This window comes from Streptomyces sp. NPDC007205, assembly GCF_040634095.1.
Classification (GTDB): domain Bacteria; phylum Actinomycetota; class Actinomycetes; order Streptomycetales; family Streptomycetaceae; genus Streptomyces.
In genome coordinates, this window is record NZ_JBEYEW010000018.1 from 143579 (window position 1) to 158423 (window position 14845).

At 70.6% G+C, this 14845-nt stretch carries 14 protein-coding genes and 2 pseudogenes; 7 read left to right on the plus strand and 9 right to left on the minus strand.

Annotated features, from left to right (window positions below):
* Positions 1-328 precede the first annotated feature (328 nt).
* Together ABZ624_RS27255 and ABZ624_RS27260 are read left to right on the plus strand one after the other, a co-directional pair.
* Positions 329-583, plus strand: a pseudogene (locus tag ABZ624_RS27255) (PLD nuclease N-terminal domain-containing protein); the annotation flags it as partial.
* 23 nt (positions 584-606) lie between these two features.
* A complete protein-coding gene (locus tag ABZ624_RS27260; RefSeq protein WP_360094240.1) occupies positions 607-1488 on the plus strand; it encodes a LysR family transcriptional regulator in 882 nt (293 codons plus the stop codon).
* On the opposite strand, the gene ABZ624_RS27265 is transcribed toward ABZ624_RS27260, so the two are convergent.
* Positions 1385-2332 carry a DMT family transporter gene (locus tag ABZ624_RS27265; protein ID WP_360094189.1) on the minus strand — a complete coding sequence of 316 codons (948 nt, stop codon included), beginning with the start codon at positions 2330-2332 and terminating at the stop codon, positions 1385-1387. The two genes, ABZ624_RS27260 and ABZ624_RS27265, sit on opposite strands and share 104 nt — an antisense overlap.
* Positions 2333-2562: 230 nt before the next feature.
* Here ABZ624_RS27265 and ABZ624_RS27270 point away from each other — a divergent pair, with 230 nt between their 5' ends.
* Together ABZ624_RS27270 and ABZ624_RS27275 are read left to right on the plus strand one after the other, a co-directional pair.
* Positions 2563-3261 carry a DUF6232 family protein gene (locus tag ABZ624_RS27270; RefSeq protein WP_360094192.1) on the plus strand — a complete coding sequence of 233 codons (699 nt, stop codon included), beginning with the start codon at positions 2563-2565 and terminating at the stop codon, positions 3259-3261.
* Complete coding sequence (locus ABZ624_RS27275; protein ID WP_360094195.1) at positions 3258-3611, plus strand: hypothetical protein; 354 nt, start codon at positions 3258-3260, stop codon at positions 3609-3611. The genes ABZ624_RS27270 and ABZ624_RS27275 overlap by 4 nt, the downstream gene beginning before the upstream one ends.
* 20 nt (positions 3612-3631) lie before the next feature.
* Here ABZ624_RS27275 and ABZ624_RS27280 read toward each other — a convergent pair whose 3' ends face one another.
* Complete coding sequence (locus tag ABZ624_RS27280; RefSeq protein ID WP_360094198.1) at positions 3632-5515, minus strand: protein kinase; 1884 nt, start codon at positions 5513-5515, stop codon at positions 3632-3634.
* A 15-nt stretch (positions 5516-5530) separates the two neighbouring features.
* Positions 5531-6319, minus strand: coding sequence for a hypothetical protein (locus ABZ624_RS27285; protein WP_360094201.1), 789 nt, complete (start codon positions 6317-6319; stop codon positions 5531-5533).
* A gap of 86 nt (positions 6320-6405) precedes the next feature.
* Between ABZ624_RS27285 and ABZ624_RS27290 the strand changes: the two genes are divergently transcribed.
* The 3 genes from ABZ624_RS27290 (at position 6406) to ABZ624_RS27300 (ending at position 9690) form a co-directional block, all read left to right on the plus strand.
* Entirely contained in the window at positions 6406-7005 is a 600-nt protein-coding gene (locus ABZ624_RS27290; RefSeq protein WP_360094204.1) for a TetR/AcrR family transcriptional regulator, read from the plus strand.
* A gap of 137 nt (positions 7006-7142) precedes the next feature.
* Positions 7143-8108: a 2-oxoglutarate and iron-dependent oxygenase domain-containing protein gene (locus tag ABZ624_RS27295; RefSeq protein WP_360094207.1), complete on the plus strand. Its 966-nt coding sequence runs from the start codon at positions 7143-7145 to the stop codon at positions 8106-8108.
* Between the two features lie 166 nt (positions 8109-8274).
* A complete protein-coding gene (locus tag ABZ624_RS27300; RefSeq protein WP_360094210.1) occupies positions 8275-9690 on the plus strand; it encodes a condensation domain-containing protein in 1416 nt (471 codons plus the stop codon).
* Here ABZ624_RS27300 and ABZ624_RS27305 read toward each other — a convergent pair.
* The 6 genes and pseudogenes from ABZ624_RS27305 to ABZ624_RS27330 form a co-directional block, all read right to left on the minus strand.
* Complete coding sequence (locus ABZ624_RS27305) at positions 9687-10163, minus strand: hypothetical protein (RefSeq protein ID WP_360094213.1); 477 nt, start codon at positions 10161-10163, stop codon at positions 9687-9689. The two genes, ABZ624_RS27300 and ABZ624_RS27305, sit on opposite strands and share 4 nt — an antisense overlap.
* 25 nt (positions 10164-10188) lie before the next feature.
* Positions 10189-11271, minus strand: coding sequence for a c-type cytochrome biogenesis protein CcsB (ccsB, locus tag ABZ624_RS27310; protein ID WP_360094216.1), 1083 nt, complete (start codon positions 11269-11271; stop codon positions 10189-10191).
* Entirely contained in the window at positions 11268-12995 is a 1728-nt protein-coding gene (locus ABZ624_RS27315) for a cytochrome c biogenesis protein ResB (protein ID WP_360094219.1), read from the minus strand. Before ABZ624_RS27315 ends, ccsB begins: the two co-directional genes overlap by 4 nt.
* A 3-nt stretch (positions 12996-12998) precedes the next feature.
* On the minus strand, positions 12999-13769 hold the full coding sequence (locus ABZ624_RS27320) for a cytochrome c biogenesis protein CcdA (RefSeq protein WP_360094222.1): 771 nt from the start codon (positions 13767-13769) through the stop codon (positions 12999-13001).
* Between the two features lies 1 nt (position 13770).
* Positions 13771-14361: a TlpA disulfide reductase family protein gene (locus ABZ624_RS27325; protein WP_360094225.1), complete on the minus strand. Its 591-nt coding sequence runs from the start codon at positions 14359-14361 to the stop codon at positions 13771-13773.
* Between the two features lie 103 nt (positions 14362-14464).
* Positions 14465-14845, minus strand: a pseudogene (locus ABZ624_RS27330) (hypothetical protein); the annotation flags it as partial.

Here is a 14845-nt window from a genome sequence, read left to right on the forward strand (position 1 = left end):
GTCGTGTCGGTCTGCCGTACCGAGGCCGAGAGCGTAACCTCGGCGGCGGGCCGGCGGCCGTAGGTGACGAGCAGGTCGTGCCCGTCGCGCGCGGCGGCCTCGCGCAGCGCCCGGCTCACGCCGTCCACGGCGATGCACGGGTCCTTCGCGGCGGACCCTGCCGCATGCCGGACACCGGCGAGGCCGGCTGCTGCGGGCGCCTGTCTTCATCGCGGCCGCCTCTCCCCCGGTCGTCGACAGGCAGCGATCATGAAGGTGTCCCTCGTGACCACCCGCTACTCTGGCCCGGTCACCGGGCCCGTCTCACTTCGTCGGGGGATCGCACGCCATGCTCAGGTATCTGCCGTTCCTGCTGGTCCTGGCTCTGTGGATCTACGCCTTCGTGGACTGCCTGAACACCCCCGAGGAAGAGGTGCGGCATCTGCCGAAGGTGGTGTGGGTGGTCATCATCCTGCTCTTCGGCGAGGTGCTGGTCGGCCCGGTCGCCTGGCTGATCACCGGCCGGGTGCGGCACGCCCCGGCCGACGGCGCGGCACCCGCCTGGGTCGCGCCCGACGACAACCCCGAGTTCCTCAGGTCCCTGGGCAAGGACGACCGGGACACGTGATGGAACTCCGGCTGCTCGTCACCTTCGAGAAGGTCGCCACGGTACTGAGCTTCACCCGGGCCGCGGCCGACCTGGCGTACGCCCAGTCCAGCGTGACCGGTCAGATCCGCACCCTGGAGGCCTCCCTCGGGGTGGAGCTGTTCGACCGGCTCGGCAGCCGGATCCGGCTCACCGAGGCCGGCAAGCGGCTGCTGCCGTACGCCCGGCAGATCATCGAGCTGACCGAGGAGGCCCGGGCGGTGGTCGTCGAGCCGGAGGAGCCGTCCGGCACTCTGACCGTCGGCACGATGGAGTCCCTGACCTCCTACCGGCTGCCGCCGCTGCTGGAGTACTTCCACCACCGCCATCCCAAGGTGCGGCTCGCGCTGCGCACCACCATCGGCGACGAGACCCGGCAGGCGCTGCGTCAGGGCACCTACGACGTCGGGTTCCTGATGGAGGAGGAGACCGAGCACCCGGGCCTGGAGACCGCGGTGCTCACGGTGGAGCCGCTGGCCCTGGTGGCGGCGCCCGGGCACGCCCTGGCCGGTGCGGCGGTCACGACGGCCGGGCTGACCGCGCAGCCCCTGCTGGCCACCGAGCCGGGCTGCGCCTACCGGGACCTGTTCGAGCGGACGCTGACGACACTGAACCCCGTGGACTTCCTGGAGTTCGGCACCATCGAGGCCACCAAGCGCGCGGCGGCGGCCGGCCTCGGGGTCGCGCTGCTGCCCGAGGTGACGGTCGCCGCCGAACTCGCGGAGGGCTCTCTCGTACGGCTCGGCTGGGAGCCTCCGTTCACGCTTCGGACGCAACTGGCGTGGCGGGCCGGGAAGCGGCTTCCGGCGCATGCGCGGCTGTTCGTGGAGCAGGCGCGGAAACTCGTGGCCGAGCAAGCGTGACCTTGAGGCTCGCGGTCACGATCAGCGGGACGCCCAGCGCCTGCACGAGCCCGATGTGGTGGCCGTACACCGCCCAGTCCATGACCATCGCCACGGCCGGGTAGACGAAGGCGAGCACGGCGATCTTCGAGGTCGGCAGCTTGGCGTACGCGGCGTACATGAGGACGTACATCACGCCGGTGTGGATCAGACCGAGCCCGGCGAGCCAGCCCCAGCCCCAGCCGGTGCCGCTCATGGCGCCGAAGTCCGCGAAGGGCAGCAGCAGCGGGATGCCGACCAGGACCTGGACGAGGGCGATCAGATGCGGGCGCACACCGGTGATCCGCTTGGTGACCAGGGTGGACAGGCCGTAGAGCAGGGCGGCGGCGAGGGCCTGGCCGATGCCGGTCAGATACGACCCGCCCCTCGCGAAGTCGCCGGGTGTGACGCCCGAGACCAGGATCAGCCCGGCGAAGGCGACGCCGATCCAGCCGGCCTTGGCGGCGGTGAGCCGTTCGCGGAACAGCAGGGCGCCGAGGAGGACCACGTAGAACGGCTGGGTGTGGTAGACGACCGTGGCCACGGAGATGGACGTGTTCTTGTACGACTGGAAGAGCAGCACCCAGTTGAAGACGATGAACACCCCGCCGAGCACGGCGAGTCCGAGGGTGCGCGGGGTGAAGCCGTGGTCGCGCAGCCAGCCGCGGGCGGCGACATAGCCGCCGAGGGCGAGGGCGCCGAACAGGACGCGGAAGAAGACGACGTCGAAGGGCGGGGCTCCCGACTCGACGACGAAGACGCCGAGGGTGCCGGAGAGCATCATGGCGGTGGTCAGCTGGGCGGTGCCCTTGAGTTCCGGGGTCATGACACCGACGCTAGGGCCGGACACCGGCCGGGTTCCACGCGCTGGTGCGGGGCGCTGCCGATGGGGTCATCGGCGCCGCCGATACGGGCAGGTGACTGAGCAGCCGTCAACTTCTCGCCGTCCGGCGCCACTTCGTGACCCACGACGACTTGCCATCCCCCACCGGCGATGTTGTTAATGGTGGTCACCGAGTTGCGAGGGATCGCCTGACCTCTGGGGGACAGAAGCAGATGCAGACCGGCCAGCCACCCGAACCTCCGGCCCAGGATCCGCCGGCCGCACAGGCCGCACAGGCCGCCCCTGCGGCGCCTGCGGCCCCGCCCACCGCGCCCGCCACGGCTCCGCTCATGCCGGACGTCCCCGCGCCGCCCGCGCAGCAGGCACCGGACCGGGTCGATCTCCGGGTCAACAAGCGGATCCTGTGGATCGGCGCGGCGGTGTACCCGCTGGCGAACATCGCCCGCGTCTACACCTTCGTCCTGCGCCCCAAGCGCAAGGAGGCGGTGCTGAGGTTCCTGCGGTACACCGCGGGGACGCTGGCCGTCGGGTTCATCGCGATGCTGCCCGGCCTGCCCGCCCTCACCGCCGGCGGAGGGCAGAACTCCGGTGCCGCGGGCTATGTCACCTTCGTCTGGATCGTGGCCCTCTTCGCCGAGATCTACTTCCTCATCGACATGATCTCGGTCCTGGGCTCCGCACCGCACCACGTGCTCGCGGTGGAGACCTCGGGCGCGTCCACGGCGCTGGTCACCAGCCAGGACCCGCGCTATCTGGACCAGGTCGTCGGCCAGATCTCCTACGCCATCGATCATCCGGAGACCGAGTTCAAGGTGACGGTGGAGAGCCTCACCGTCTCGCCGAAGAACTACTACTTCGGCGACAACGTCAACATGTACGGCGGCAGCGGAAACGTGGGGATCGGCGCATGAGCGGCACCAACTACTACTACGGCGACAACGTGAACATGTACGGCGGCCAGGGCAACCAGGGCATCGTCAAGAACCAGGGCGGCGCCGGAGCCGGGCAGCAGGACCCGGCCCTGGTCGCCGCCCTCGCCGAACTGAACGGGCTCATCGCCCGGCTGCGGGCCCAGGTGTCGGCGCCCGACGCCCAGCTCCTGGACGAGTCCCTGCCCGCCCTCAGCCCCGACGCCGCCGTGCCCGCGCCGGAGCGGCACCGGGCGCTGCGGGCGATCGCCGGGATCGCCGCCGCCGTCGGAGCGGTCGGCCAGCCGGTGGCCGAGGCCGTACGGGCGATCACCGCGATGGTCAGCGGGTAGCCCCTACGGCGGCGGCACCGTCACGTCCGGGCCCAGCTCTGCGAGGACGCCCCCGACTGGCAGCTCGCCTCGGCCACGCCGCCTCCGAAGGCGAGGTCGAGGCAGCCGCCGTCGTAGACCGTGCGCAGGGAGTTGCCGTGGCCGGTCGTCCAGCGCAGATTGCTGCCGCCCTGCGAGCAGTCGCCGACGAAGACCGCCTGGCCGTTGCCGTTGGCGCTCAGGCAGGAGCCGGTCGAGACGTTGACGACCTTGACGCTGCCGCCGGTGGCACTGCGGAAGGTCCAGCGGGCCGTGGAGTCCGAGCAGGCGCCGAGGCCCGAGGAGCCGTAGACCTGGACCAGGCACTTGCCGTTCTCACCGTTCTTCAACCGGAACACACTCCCGCCGCCGGAGCCGCCGGAGCCGCCGGACCCACCGGAACCTCCGGAGCCTCCTGAACTGCCGGATCCCCCGGAGCTGCTGGGTCCTCCGGAGCTGCCGGGCCCGGATCCGGAGCCGCTGCCACTGCCGCTGCCGCTGCCGGCACCGTTCCCGGTGCCGGATCCGCTGCCGGAGCCGTCCGCCCCACTCTGCCGATCCGCGGTCGGGCTCCCGTCGTCTCCCGTGTCCCCGCGCTTCTTCTCCTTCTCCCCGCTCGCCGGAGAGGCGGAGCGCTTCTCCCCCGCGCCTTTCCCGTCCTTCCCGTCCTTCCCGCCGTTCCCGGGCGTTCCGGCCGGGCTCGCCGAGGAGGCGCCGGGGGAGGGAACGGCCGACGCGGAGACGGAGGCGCCCGGTGTGCCGGCGGCGCCGTCGCGGTGGGTGTCGGTGGCGTACGGCGCCAGCTGGAAGGCGAGGGTCGCGACACCGGCACCGGCCACGATCGGCACGACGGCCACCAGCACCCGTCTACGCCGCCGCTCCCGCTCGGGCCGCCGTGCGCCGGGCCGTACGACGATCTCGGGCTCGTGCCCGGCGCCGTCGGGCTCCGCCCCGTCGCCCTGGGGCTTCGGCACCTGTGCCGCGAACTCCGCGCGGGCGGTGAGACGTCCGGTGAGGGCAGCGGGCCACAGCGGGGCATCGGACGAAGGCACGTGCCCGGTGGCCAGCTCCAGCAACTCGGCCGCGCTGGGGCGGGCCTCGGGGTCCTTGTCCAGGCAGGAGGTGATGACCGACGCCAACTCTCGGTCACTCGCGCGCAGTTCCTCCAGGTCGGGCTGTTCGTGCACGATCCGGTACAGCACCCCGTGCCCGGACTCGTCCCCGAACGGCGGCCGTCCGCACCCCGCGTACGCCACCACGGACCCGAGCGCGAAGACGTCCACCGCGCCGGTCAACCGCCGTGCGCCAGAAGCCTGTTCGGGAGACATGTAGGCCGGGGTGCCGACCACCATGCCGGTCCGGGTCAGCTGGCTCTGCTCGGCGGCCCGTGCGACCCCGAAGTCGATGAGGGTGACCCCGTCGAGGGTCAGCATGACGTTGGACGGCTTGACGTCCCGGTGCACCATGTCGAGCCCGTGCACCGCGGCCAGCCCCGCCGCCGCCTCCCGCAGCAGCAGCCACAGCGACTCGGCCGGCAGTGGCCCGCCGTGCGCCTCGACGGCCTCGCGCAGCGTCAGCCCGGGGACGTACGCGGTGGCGAACCACGGCGGCCGGGCGTCCCGGTCCCCGGCGAGCAGCGGCGCGGTGGCCCCGGCGGGCAGCCGGGAGAGGTTGTCCAGTTCGTGTCCGAAGCGGCGGACGAAGTCCTTGTCCTCGGCGACGACCGACGGCAGGACCTGCTTGACGGCGGCGTACCGCCCCTCGTGCACACCGAGGTAGACCCGCCCCATGCCGCCGGCCCCGAGCCGCCCGACGAGCGGGATCGGCCCGATCCGCCGGGGATCGTCCTCCTCGAGCGGCCCGACCCCGTTGTGTTCCCCGTTCAACTCTTTCCCCTTGTTTCAGCGTGCGTAGGAACCGAGGCCCACCAGGCAGTACACATACTCGTTGACGGTCGCCCCGTTGAGCGTGTAGCGCGAGGAAAAGGCGTACTGGGTCCGGGGGTTGTCCTTGCAGCGACTCATGTCCGAGGTCAGCGGAATGGTCTCGATCACCTTGTAGTGCGCGTCGGACCCGGAGCAGGAGACCTCCTCCACACCGCTGACGGACTGCGCGGTGGTGGAGTCCGGCAGGGTGCCGTTGAGGCAGGTGCCCGAGGTGTAGGGGCTCGGATCCGGGCTCGGGGTGTCGTAGGGGCCGTCGGTGCCGTACGGGTCGCTGGAGTAGGTGCCGCCGGTGTCCGGAGCGCTGCTGTACGGAGTGCTGCTGTACGGGTCGCTGCTGTACGGGTCGCTGGTGTACGGCTCGTCGGTCGCCGTGGCGGTCGGGTACGACGGTGAGTACGGCGACGAGCTGAGTGTGTCGCCGGACGAGTCGTCACTGCCGCCGCCCCGGTTCGTGAGCACCAGGAGTAACACGACGACGGCGACGACACCGAGCACGCCCAGACAGGCGCGGCCCTGCTTCCTCCCGGAGCCCGCCCCGGCGGCGGCCGACGTGACGCGGATCCGCAGCCGCACCTCGCCGTCGGCGGTGCGCAGCCGTACGACGTCGCCGTCACGGACCGGGGGTATGCGGACGGGCGGTACGCCCGTGCCCGGCGGCAGTCTGAGGACCGTCCCGGAGGCGGCCTGCTGCGGGGTGAGGGAGACGGGGATCTCGGGGATTCCTTGATTCTCGGGTGACGACACCAGCCGCTCCTGGATGTGAGGATGAGGCAACCAGTGTGGCCGACAGCCCACCGAACTAAAATATCTTTCTAGAAAAGCACTTCAGTATGAGCCCGAAGCAGCAGCGTGGCGAGGCCACGGTCGAACAGCTCCTGGACGCCGCGCTGCGGGTCTACGCAGAGTCGGGTGAGCAGGGGCTGACGGTCGCGGCGATCACCCGGGCGAGCGGGGTGAGCCTCGGCAGCCTGTACCACCACTTCGGCAGCGTCGACGGGCTGCTGAACGCGCTGCTGCTGCGCTGGCTGGAGCGGCTGCTGGGCGAGCTGGTCAAGGCGCTGGAGAGCACACGTACGGCCCACACGGGCATCCGAGCCCTGGTCGGTGCCTACCTGGCCTTCGTCCAGGAGCACCGCGAGGCAGCGCTGCTCCTGCACTCCTCCTACGCCGACCGCCAGGGCATGGCCGACGGCAGGCGACTGCGCGACGCCCAGGAGGCCCGTCTCTCCCCGCTCGTGCAGTGGGCGGACCGGTACGTGGACTCCGGCGACCTCGCTCCGCTTCCGGCCCCCCTGCTGGAGTCACTGATCCTCGGCCCGGTCGTCGCCATCGCCCGCCGCTGGCTGTCCGGCATCGAGGACGTGGACCTGGACCAGGCGGCGGTTCTGTTGCCGGAACGGATCTGGCGAGCGGTGTCGGCGCAGGGCTGAGCGCCGCGGGGGTTCTGGCCGATGCCGGGTGCGGCACCCGGCCCGCCCTGCCCCGGCCCGCCCTGCCCTGGCCTGCCCCGTTGCCCCGCACTCCCCCACCCAGCACAGTGAAGCCATGGACGAACGACAGGACATCGGTGAGTAGCGCACGTGTCCCCACCATCGACCTGGGGCCCTGGCTGGGTGGTGGTGAACCGGCCCGCGCCGCCCTCGCCCGTACCGTCGACCAGGCGCTGCAGACCGCCGGGTTCCTGCTGGTCACCGGGCACGGGGTGGAGCCGGGGCTGCGGGCCGGGATCCGGTCGGCCGCGCGGGAGTTCTTCCTGCTGCCCGTCGAGGTGAAGCAGGCGTACGAGGCGAAGGTCGGCGGCCGGGGCTGGCTCGGGCCCGGCGCCGAGGCCAACGGGTACGCGGAGGGCACCGAGACCCCGCCCGACCTGAAGGAGTCGCTGACCTTCGCGACGGACGAGCCCTTCGAGGACCCCGTCGTCAACGCGGAGTGGTACGCGCCCAACGTGTGGCCGGCCGAGGTGCCCGCGCTGCGGACGCTGTGCAGGCAGTACCTGGCGGCGATGGCCGCCCTGGAGAAGGAGCTGCTGTCGCTGCTGGGCTACGCGCTGGGGCTGGAGCGCGACTTCTTCTCGCGGCACATGGGCCATCCGACGTACGGCTTCAACATCAACTGGTATCCGGGCACGGAGGTGACCGGCGAGCCGTTGCCGGGGCAGTTCCGGATCGGGCCGCACACCGACTTCGGGACCGTGACCATCCTCGACCGGCAGGCCGGGAAGGGCGGGCTGCAGATCTTCACCGACGCGGGGGGCTGGGAGGACGCGCCGTACGACCCGGAGGCGTTCACCATCAACGTCGGCGACCTGCTGGCCCGCTGGACGGGTGACCGGTGGCGGTCCGGGCGGCACCGGGTGCTGCCCCCGCCGCTCGACGCGCCGGCCGAGGAGCTGATGTCGCTCGTGTACTTCGGCGAGTGCACCCCGGGCACCCGGGTGGAGTCCGTGCCGGCGCCGCTGGGCCGGGTGGCGTACCCGCCGGTCGACTCGCATGTGTACCTGCGCGAGAGGCTCGATTCGATCACCATCGGCTGAACCCACACGCGCCCCTTCCGTCACTCCCGGTTATTCACTCCCGCGTTCGGCCTACCACCCGATCCGTTGAAAAGAAGCGGGCGGGCATGTCCCGGCCGCGTCCCACGGCATTGCCATCCAGGGGGCCTGTCTTCAGGGCCCCCCTTTTTTTGCCGATAGGAGACGCGTGCGAATCACTGACATCCAGCGCTGCGAGGTCCGGCCGGGACGGCTCGTCGAATGGACGCTGAGCCCGGCGACCGTGGCGGCGGCGACGGCACTGCCGGAGGACTCCCGGCCGCCCGCCTACATCCAGGAGTCGCACATCAGGACGGCCAGGTGCGTCCGGGAGGACGGGCTGTTCGTGCCGACCTGGCTGGGCACCGCCTTCGACCTGCCGGGCCCGGTCGACCTCGACGCACTCCAGCAGGCGCTGCGCACCTGGACGGTGCGGCACGAGACGCTGCGCAGCGGCTTCCGCTGGGCCGGCCCCTCCGGAGACGAACTGCGCCGCTTCACGCTGGACGCCGCGGACGTGTCCCTGCACCGGGAGGACGCGGGCGACTTCGACGACGCCGACGAGCTGGTCCGGCACCTCCAGGACCGCTTCGACACCGTCGCGGACGCGCTGCGCTGGCCGAACCTGATCTACACCGCCGTCGTCCGGGACGACGGCGCCAGCGTGTACATGGCCTTCGACCACAGCAACGTCGACGCCTACTCCCTGACCCGGATCGCCGCCGAGATCCACGAGCTGTACACGGCGGGCCTGGCCGGCACCGAACCCGGCTCCCTGGCGCCGGCGGCGAGTTACGTCGACTTCTGCGAGATCGAGCGGGCCGACGCGGACGGCATCGACGGCCGGCACGCGGTCGTCGACCGCTGGCGCGAGTTCATCCGGCGCTGCGACGGCATGCTGCCGGGCTTCCCGGTCGACCTGGGGGTGGAGCCGGGCGGCCCGCTGCCGAGGCAGCGCATGCTGTGCGAGCCGCTGACGGACGCGGCCGAGGCGGCGGCGTTCGAGGCGTACTGCAGGCCCTACGGCGGCAGCATGGTCGGGCTGCTGGCCGCGACCGGACTGATCGTGCACGAGCTGAGCGGGCAGTCGGTGTACCGGACCGTGGTGCCCTTCCACACCCGGGTGAAGTCGCGGTGGAACGACTCGGTGGGCTGGTACGTGGGCGGCGCCCCCATCGAGGTGCCGGTCGGCCGTACGGCGGGCTTCCCGGACACCCTGCGGGCGGTGCGTACGCAGCTGCAGGCCAACCGGTCACTGGCCCGGATGCCGCTGGCCCGGGTGCTGCGCCTGCTCGGCGCGGACTTCCGGCCGACCTCGCCCGACCTGTACTCGATCGTCTCCTACGTCGACACGCGGACCGTCCCCGGCGCCGAGCGCTGGGCGGAGCAGCGGGCGCACGCGCTGCTGCGGGTGTCGTACGGCGATCAGGTGTGCGTGTGGGTGAACCGGCTGCACGAGGGGCTGTGGCTGGCGAGCCGGTACCCGGACACCGACGTGGCGGCGAAGAACCTGCGGATGTACGTCGAGCGGCTGCGCGACCACATCGCCTCGGTGGCGCACGGAAGCCTGTCCGCGGTGTCCTAGGTGAACTGCCCGGGAAGGGGCTCTGCGGGCTCTGCGGGCTGCGAGGACGGTGAGGGCTCCTGACCCGGCAGGGCCTGTGAGCCCTCACCGTGACCGATCAGGCGTTCGAATCGGATCCGCCAGCTCTGCTCCGACTCCTCCTCGCCCTGGAACTCGTGCGTGAACCGCAGCGCGCAGCCGCCGCCCTCGTCCCGCTCCAGATGGAACCGGAGCCGCCCGCGCTCGACGGTGTACTCCGCGACCCGGTCCACGTCCCAGGCCGTGACCCGGCCGGAGCCCAGGTCCCGCAGGGTGACCGCACCGCCGAGCCTGGGTTCCAGAACGTCGACGGCGGTGCACCACGCCCCGAGTCCCTCGGGGGTGGCCACCGCCGGCCAGACGTCTTCCATGCGCCTCGGGAGCCGCACCAGGAAGTGGAGTATGTGCGTGTTCCCGTGGGTCTGGCTGGTGCCCTGTGCGATGGAACCGCTCATGACACCAGTGTGGGCGACCCTCGGCTCACACGCCCGCGTAGGAGTGCTTGCCGCTGACGAAGATGTTGACGCCGTAGTAGTTGAACAGCCAGCAGCCGAAGGCGAGCATCGCCAGGTAGGCGGCCTTGCGGCCCTTCCAGCCGGCCGTCGCGCGGGCGTGCAGGTAGCAGGCGTAGGCGATCCAGGTGATGAAGGACCAGGTCTCCTTGGGGTCCCAGTTCCAGTACCGGCCCCAGGCGTCGCCCGCCCAGATCGCGCCCGCGATGATCGTGAAGGTCCACAGCGGGAAGACGGCCGCGTTGACCCGGTAGGCGAACTTGTCGAGCGAGGCGGAGGCGGGCAGGCGCTCCAGCACCGAGGTCGCGAACGCGCCGGGCTTGCCGCCGGTCTGCAGCTTGTTCTCGTACGAGTCCTTGAACAGGTACAGGATCGTGGCGACCGCGCCGACGTAGAACACCGCGCCGCAGAAGATCGCGGTTGAGACGTGGATGTACAGCCAGTACGAGTGCAGCGCGGGGACCAGCTGGTCGCTCGCCGTGTACAGGACGGTGACGGCGAGACCGAGGTCCAGGAGGACCGTGGTGACGAGGAACAGCCCGAGCCAGCGCACGTTCTTCCTCAGCGCCAGCAGCGCGAGGTACACGCCGACGGCGACGGTGGAGAAGGTGATGTTGAACTCGTACATGTTGCCCCACGGCGCCCGCTCCACGGAGGCCGCGCGGCAGACGACACCGCCCAGCTCCACCAGGAAGGCGAGCACGGTGAGCGAGACGGCGATACGGCCGTAGAGGTCGCCCTGGACGTCCCCGCCGTGCGCGCCGGGCCCGTCCGGTACGTCACGGGCGCCGGACGCCGAGCGGACGACGACCTCGGGCCGCTCCAGCACGGCGGTGCCCCCCGCCCGCTTCACGGTGACGGCGGGCCCGCTCGCCTTCCGCGCACCGTCGGCGGTGAGCGCCGCCGCCGTCCGGGCGACCTTGCTGCGGCTGCCGAAGAGCCATTCGGCGATGTACGCGAAGAAGGCCAGGGTGTAGACGGCCATCGACGAGTAGATCAGCGTGTTGCTGATACTCGCGAGGTGTTCGTTGGTTGCGGCGGCGAGAGTCACTTCTCAGCCCCTTCGGCAGGTACGACGGGAGATTCGGGGGAGGCGTCGTCGGGTTCGTCGCCGGGGTCGGGAACCCCCGGCGCCCGGTCGTAGAGGGTTCCGGCGAGGGCGCCCAGTTCCTCGGGCACCTTGGCGGACTCGCTGCGGCCCAGTCCGGCCATCTCGACGACCGTGACGCCGTCGGCGCCGCGCACCGCGCGCACCCACACCCGGCGCCGCTGGATGAACAGGGACCCGGCCAGCCCGAGGATCGCGGCGAGGGCACCGCCGAGCGCCCAGCCGCTGCCGGGCTCCTGGACGATCTCGAAGCCGGCCCATTCCTTGATGTCCTTCTCGAAGGTGATGGACCCGGCGCCGTTCGGCAGCGTGAGCGTGTCGCCCGGCTGCAGGAGCTTCTTCAGCAGCTGGCCCTTGCTGTCCTTGAACGCCTTCATGTGCGTCTTGTCCAGCTGGTACACGCTCTGCGCCATGCCCGCGTTCACGGCGCCGAGGTTGCCGTGGTAGGCGTTCACCGCGAGCAGCGGGTTCACCAGCGCGGGGAACTGCGAGAGCATCGTGCCGCTCTTGGGGTCGAACGTCGGCACGAAGAAGGCCTGGAAACCGAGCTGTTCCGTCTTGCCCTGCGGGTTGCGGTAGCCGTCGTAGACCTTCACCACGCCGTTGGAGGTGACGTTGCCGTCGAGCGGCAGCAGCGGCACGGCGTCGTGGAAGACCTTGTTGCCCTTGCCGTCGCGGACGGTGATGACGGGCGCGTAGCCGTGGCTGACGAGGTAGACCTTCGAGTCGCCGATGTGCAGCGGCTCGTTGACCTTGATGGTGGTCGACTTCTGCTTGCCGAACGCACCCTCGCTGTAGTCGATCTTCGCCTCGAAGGTGCGCGGCGTGCCCCTGTTCGGGCCGGTGACCTCGTAGGTGCCCTTGAAGTCCTTCAGGTCGAAGCTGAACGGCACGAGGTCCTCGTTCCGGAACAGGCTGCCGGACTTGAAGTCGTCGTACTGCGGGAGCGCGTTGGCGAAGCCGTCGCCCTCGACGACCAGCTTGGTGCCGTCCGACTTGTACAGCTGGCCGGAGGCGAAGGCGATCAGCAGCACGATCAGGGCGATATGGAAGAAGAGGTTGCCCAGCTCGCGCAGGTAGCCCTTCTCGGCGGCGACGGCGTCACCGGCGACATGGGCGCGGAAGCGGCGCTTCTTCAGCAGGGCGAGCGCGGCCTCACGGACCTGCTCGGGATCGGCTTCCGTACGCCACGTCGTGTACGCGGGCAGCCGGGTCAGCCGCTTGGGCGCGCCCGGCGGCCGGCTGCGCAGCTGGCCGACGAACTGCCAGGTGCGCGGGACGATACAGCCGATGAGGGAGACGAACAGCAGGATGTAGATCGCGGAGAACCACACCGAGCTGTACACGTGGAACAGGCCGAGCTTGTCGTAGACCGGCGCGAGCGTCTTGTGGGCCTTGCGGAACTCGTCGACCTTGTTCAGGTCGGCGCCGGTCTGCGGGATCAGCGAGCCGGGGATCGCACCGAGCGAGAGCAGCAGGAGCAGCAGCAGCGCGACCCGCATGGAGGTCAGCTGCCGCCAGAACCAGCGGGCCCAGCCGATGACGCCGAGGCGGGGCGCGGAGGAGATCTCCTCCCGCGGCGCGGTGGACAGCCGGGAGCCGGCCGCGCCGAGGTCCTCCTGACCGTCCTGCTGGTCCCGGCTCTTGTCGGTTTCTGTCTTGCTCATCGGTCAGATCCCCACATCGAAGCCGTCGGACCAGATCTGCAACTGTTGCACCATGCTGTTCCACACCCCGGTCAGCAGCAGCACACCGGTCACGATCATCATCGCGCCGCCGAGGCGCATCACCCACACGTAGTGACGCTTGACCCAGCCGAAGGCACCGAGCGCCTTACGGAAGGCGACCGCGGTGAGAACGAACGGGATGCCCAGACCGATGCAGTAGACGACCAGCAGCAGTGCTCCGCGTCCGGCGCTGGACTCCCGCATGGCAAGCAAGCTCACGGAAGACAGCGTCGGGCCCAGGCAGGGGGTCCAGCCGATGCCGAAGAGCGCTCCCAGCAGGGGCGCGCCCACCAGGCCGGTCACCGGCCGCCGGTGGAAACGGAACTCGCGCTGGGTGAGTCCGGGCAGCAGTCCCATGAAGAACACGCCCATGAGGATCATGAGCACGCCGAGCACCTTGGCGAGCGTGTCCTGGTACGCCCGCAGATTCTGACCGAAGAAGCCGAACAGCGCCCCGGTCGAGATGAACACCGCACTGAAGCCGAACACGAACAGGGAGGCTCCGGCGACCATCCGCCCTCGCCTGGCCTCGGCCAGGTCCGTGCCGGCGACCCCGGTGACGTAGGAGAGGTAGCCGGGGACGAGCGGCAGGACACAGGGCGAGAAGAACGAGACGAGCCCGCCGATCAGGGCGATCGGCGCCGAGACGATCAGGGCGCCGTTGAGTACGGTCATGTTCCGGCCGGTCTCGGCCAGCGTCACGAGTGCGCTCACGTCACTTCTCCGCGAGGACCGGCTTGAGCATGTCCAGCAGGGAGGTGTCGTCGAGCGCCTCCAGGGCCCTCGCGGCGACCTTCCCGTGCCGGTCGATGATGAGCGTGGAGGGGATCAGCTGCGGGTTGAGCGTGCCCTTCTGGAAGCGGAGCATCAACTTGCCCGACGGGTCGTACAGACTCGGGTAGCCGATCCCGTGCTCCTTCTCGAAGGCGACCGCGGGTGTGGTGCTGGTGTCGCGGGTGTTGATGCCGACGAACTGCACACCCTTGCCGTCGTACTGCTTCGACACCTTGGAGAAGTACTGCGCCTCCTCCCGGCACGGGCCGCACCACGACCCCCAGACGTTGATGACGACGACCTGGCCCTTGTAGTGGGCGACGTCCAGGGTCTTGCCGTCGATGGTCTCGCCGGACAGGTCCGGGGCCGCAGCGCGCTTGCCCGCCGGCACGGTTTCGATGCCGTTGTTGCCGGTGACGAAGTTCGTGTTGCCACCACCGCCGGAGGTGCCGCCCTTGCCGCACGCGGACAGGGTCAGGGCCGCCACGGCGGCCACGGCACCGAGCAGGGCGGCGCGGCTACGGGTACTCATGTGAAAAGTTTCGCATGCCCGTTCCGGCGATCTGTGGCGCCCCCCTGCCGGGCGGAAAACCGCATTTCAGGGCGTATTTACACGGGACATTTCAGACAGCCGCCTACGCCAGGAAGCCCTTCCAGCCGGCGGTGGGCTTCTGCCCGACGCCCAGCGTGCGCAGCTTGGCGAGCACCTCGGGCTTCTGTACGTCCATCCAGTCGACGAACTGCCGGAAGGAGACCAGCCGCACGTCCGCGCCCTTCTCCTTCTCCCGCGCGATGTGCTTGAAGGCCTCCTCGACGGAGTCCATGTAGATGCCGCCGTTCCAGTGCTCGAAGTGGTTGCCTATGAAGAACGGTGCCCGGTTTGTCTCGTATGCCCGCTGGAAGCCGGATATGTACGCCTGAGCGGACTGCTTGCGCCAGCCCGGGTAGTTGTAGGCAGGCGCCTTGGTGGAGTTCACGGACTGGTTGGCGAGCATGTTGTAGTCCATCGAGAGCAC

Excerpts from the sequence above, each read along its gene's own strand:
- ABZ624_RS27290 (WP_360094204.1), top strand. The coding sequence starts at position 6,406 with ATGAGCCCGAAGCAGCAGCGTGGCGAGGCCACGGTCGAACAGCTCCTG.
- ABZ624_RS27275 (WP_360094195.1), top strand. The coding sequence starts at position 3,258 with ATGAGCGGCACCAACTACTACTACGGCGACAACGTGAACATGTACGGC.
- ABZ624_RS27270 (WP_360094192.1), top strand. The coding sequence starts at position 2,563 with ATGCAGACCGGCCAGCCACCCGAACCTCCGGCCCAGGATCCGCCGGCC.
- ABZ624_RS27305 (WP_360094213.1), bottom strand. The coding sequence starts at position 10,163 with ATGAGCGGTTCCATCGCACAGGGCACCAGCCAGACCCACGGGAACACG.
- ABZ624_RS27265 (WP_360094189.1), bottom strand. The coding sequence starts at position 2,332 with ATGACCCCGGAACTCAAGGGCACCGCCCAGCTGACCACCGCCATGATG.
- ABZ624_RS27315 (WP_360094219.1), bottom strand. The coding sequence starts at position 12,995 with ATGAGCAAGACAGAAACCGACAAGAGCCGGGACCAGCAGGACGGTCAG.
- ABZ624_RS27260 (WP_360094240.1), top strand. The coding sequence starts at position 607 with ATGGAACTCCGGCTGCTCGTCACCTTCGAGAAGGTCGCCACGGTACTG.
- ABZ624_RS27325 (WP_360094225.1), bottom strand. The coding sequence starts at position 14,361 with ATGAGTACCCGTAGCCGCGCCGCCCTGCTCGGTGCCGTGGCCGCCGTG.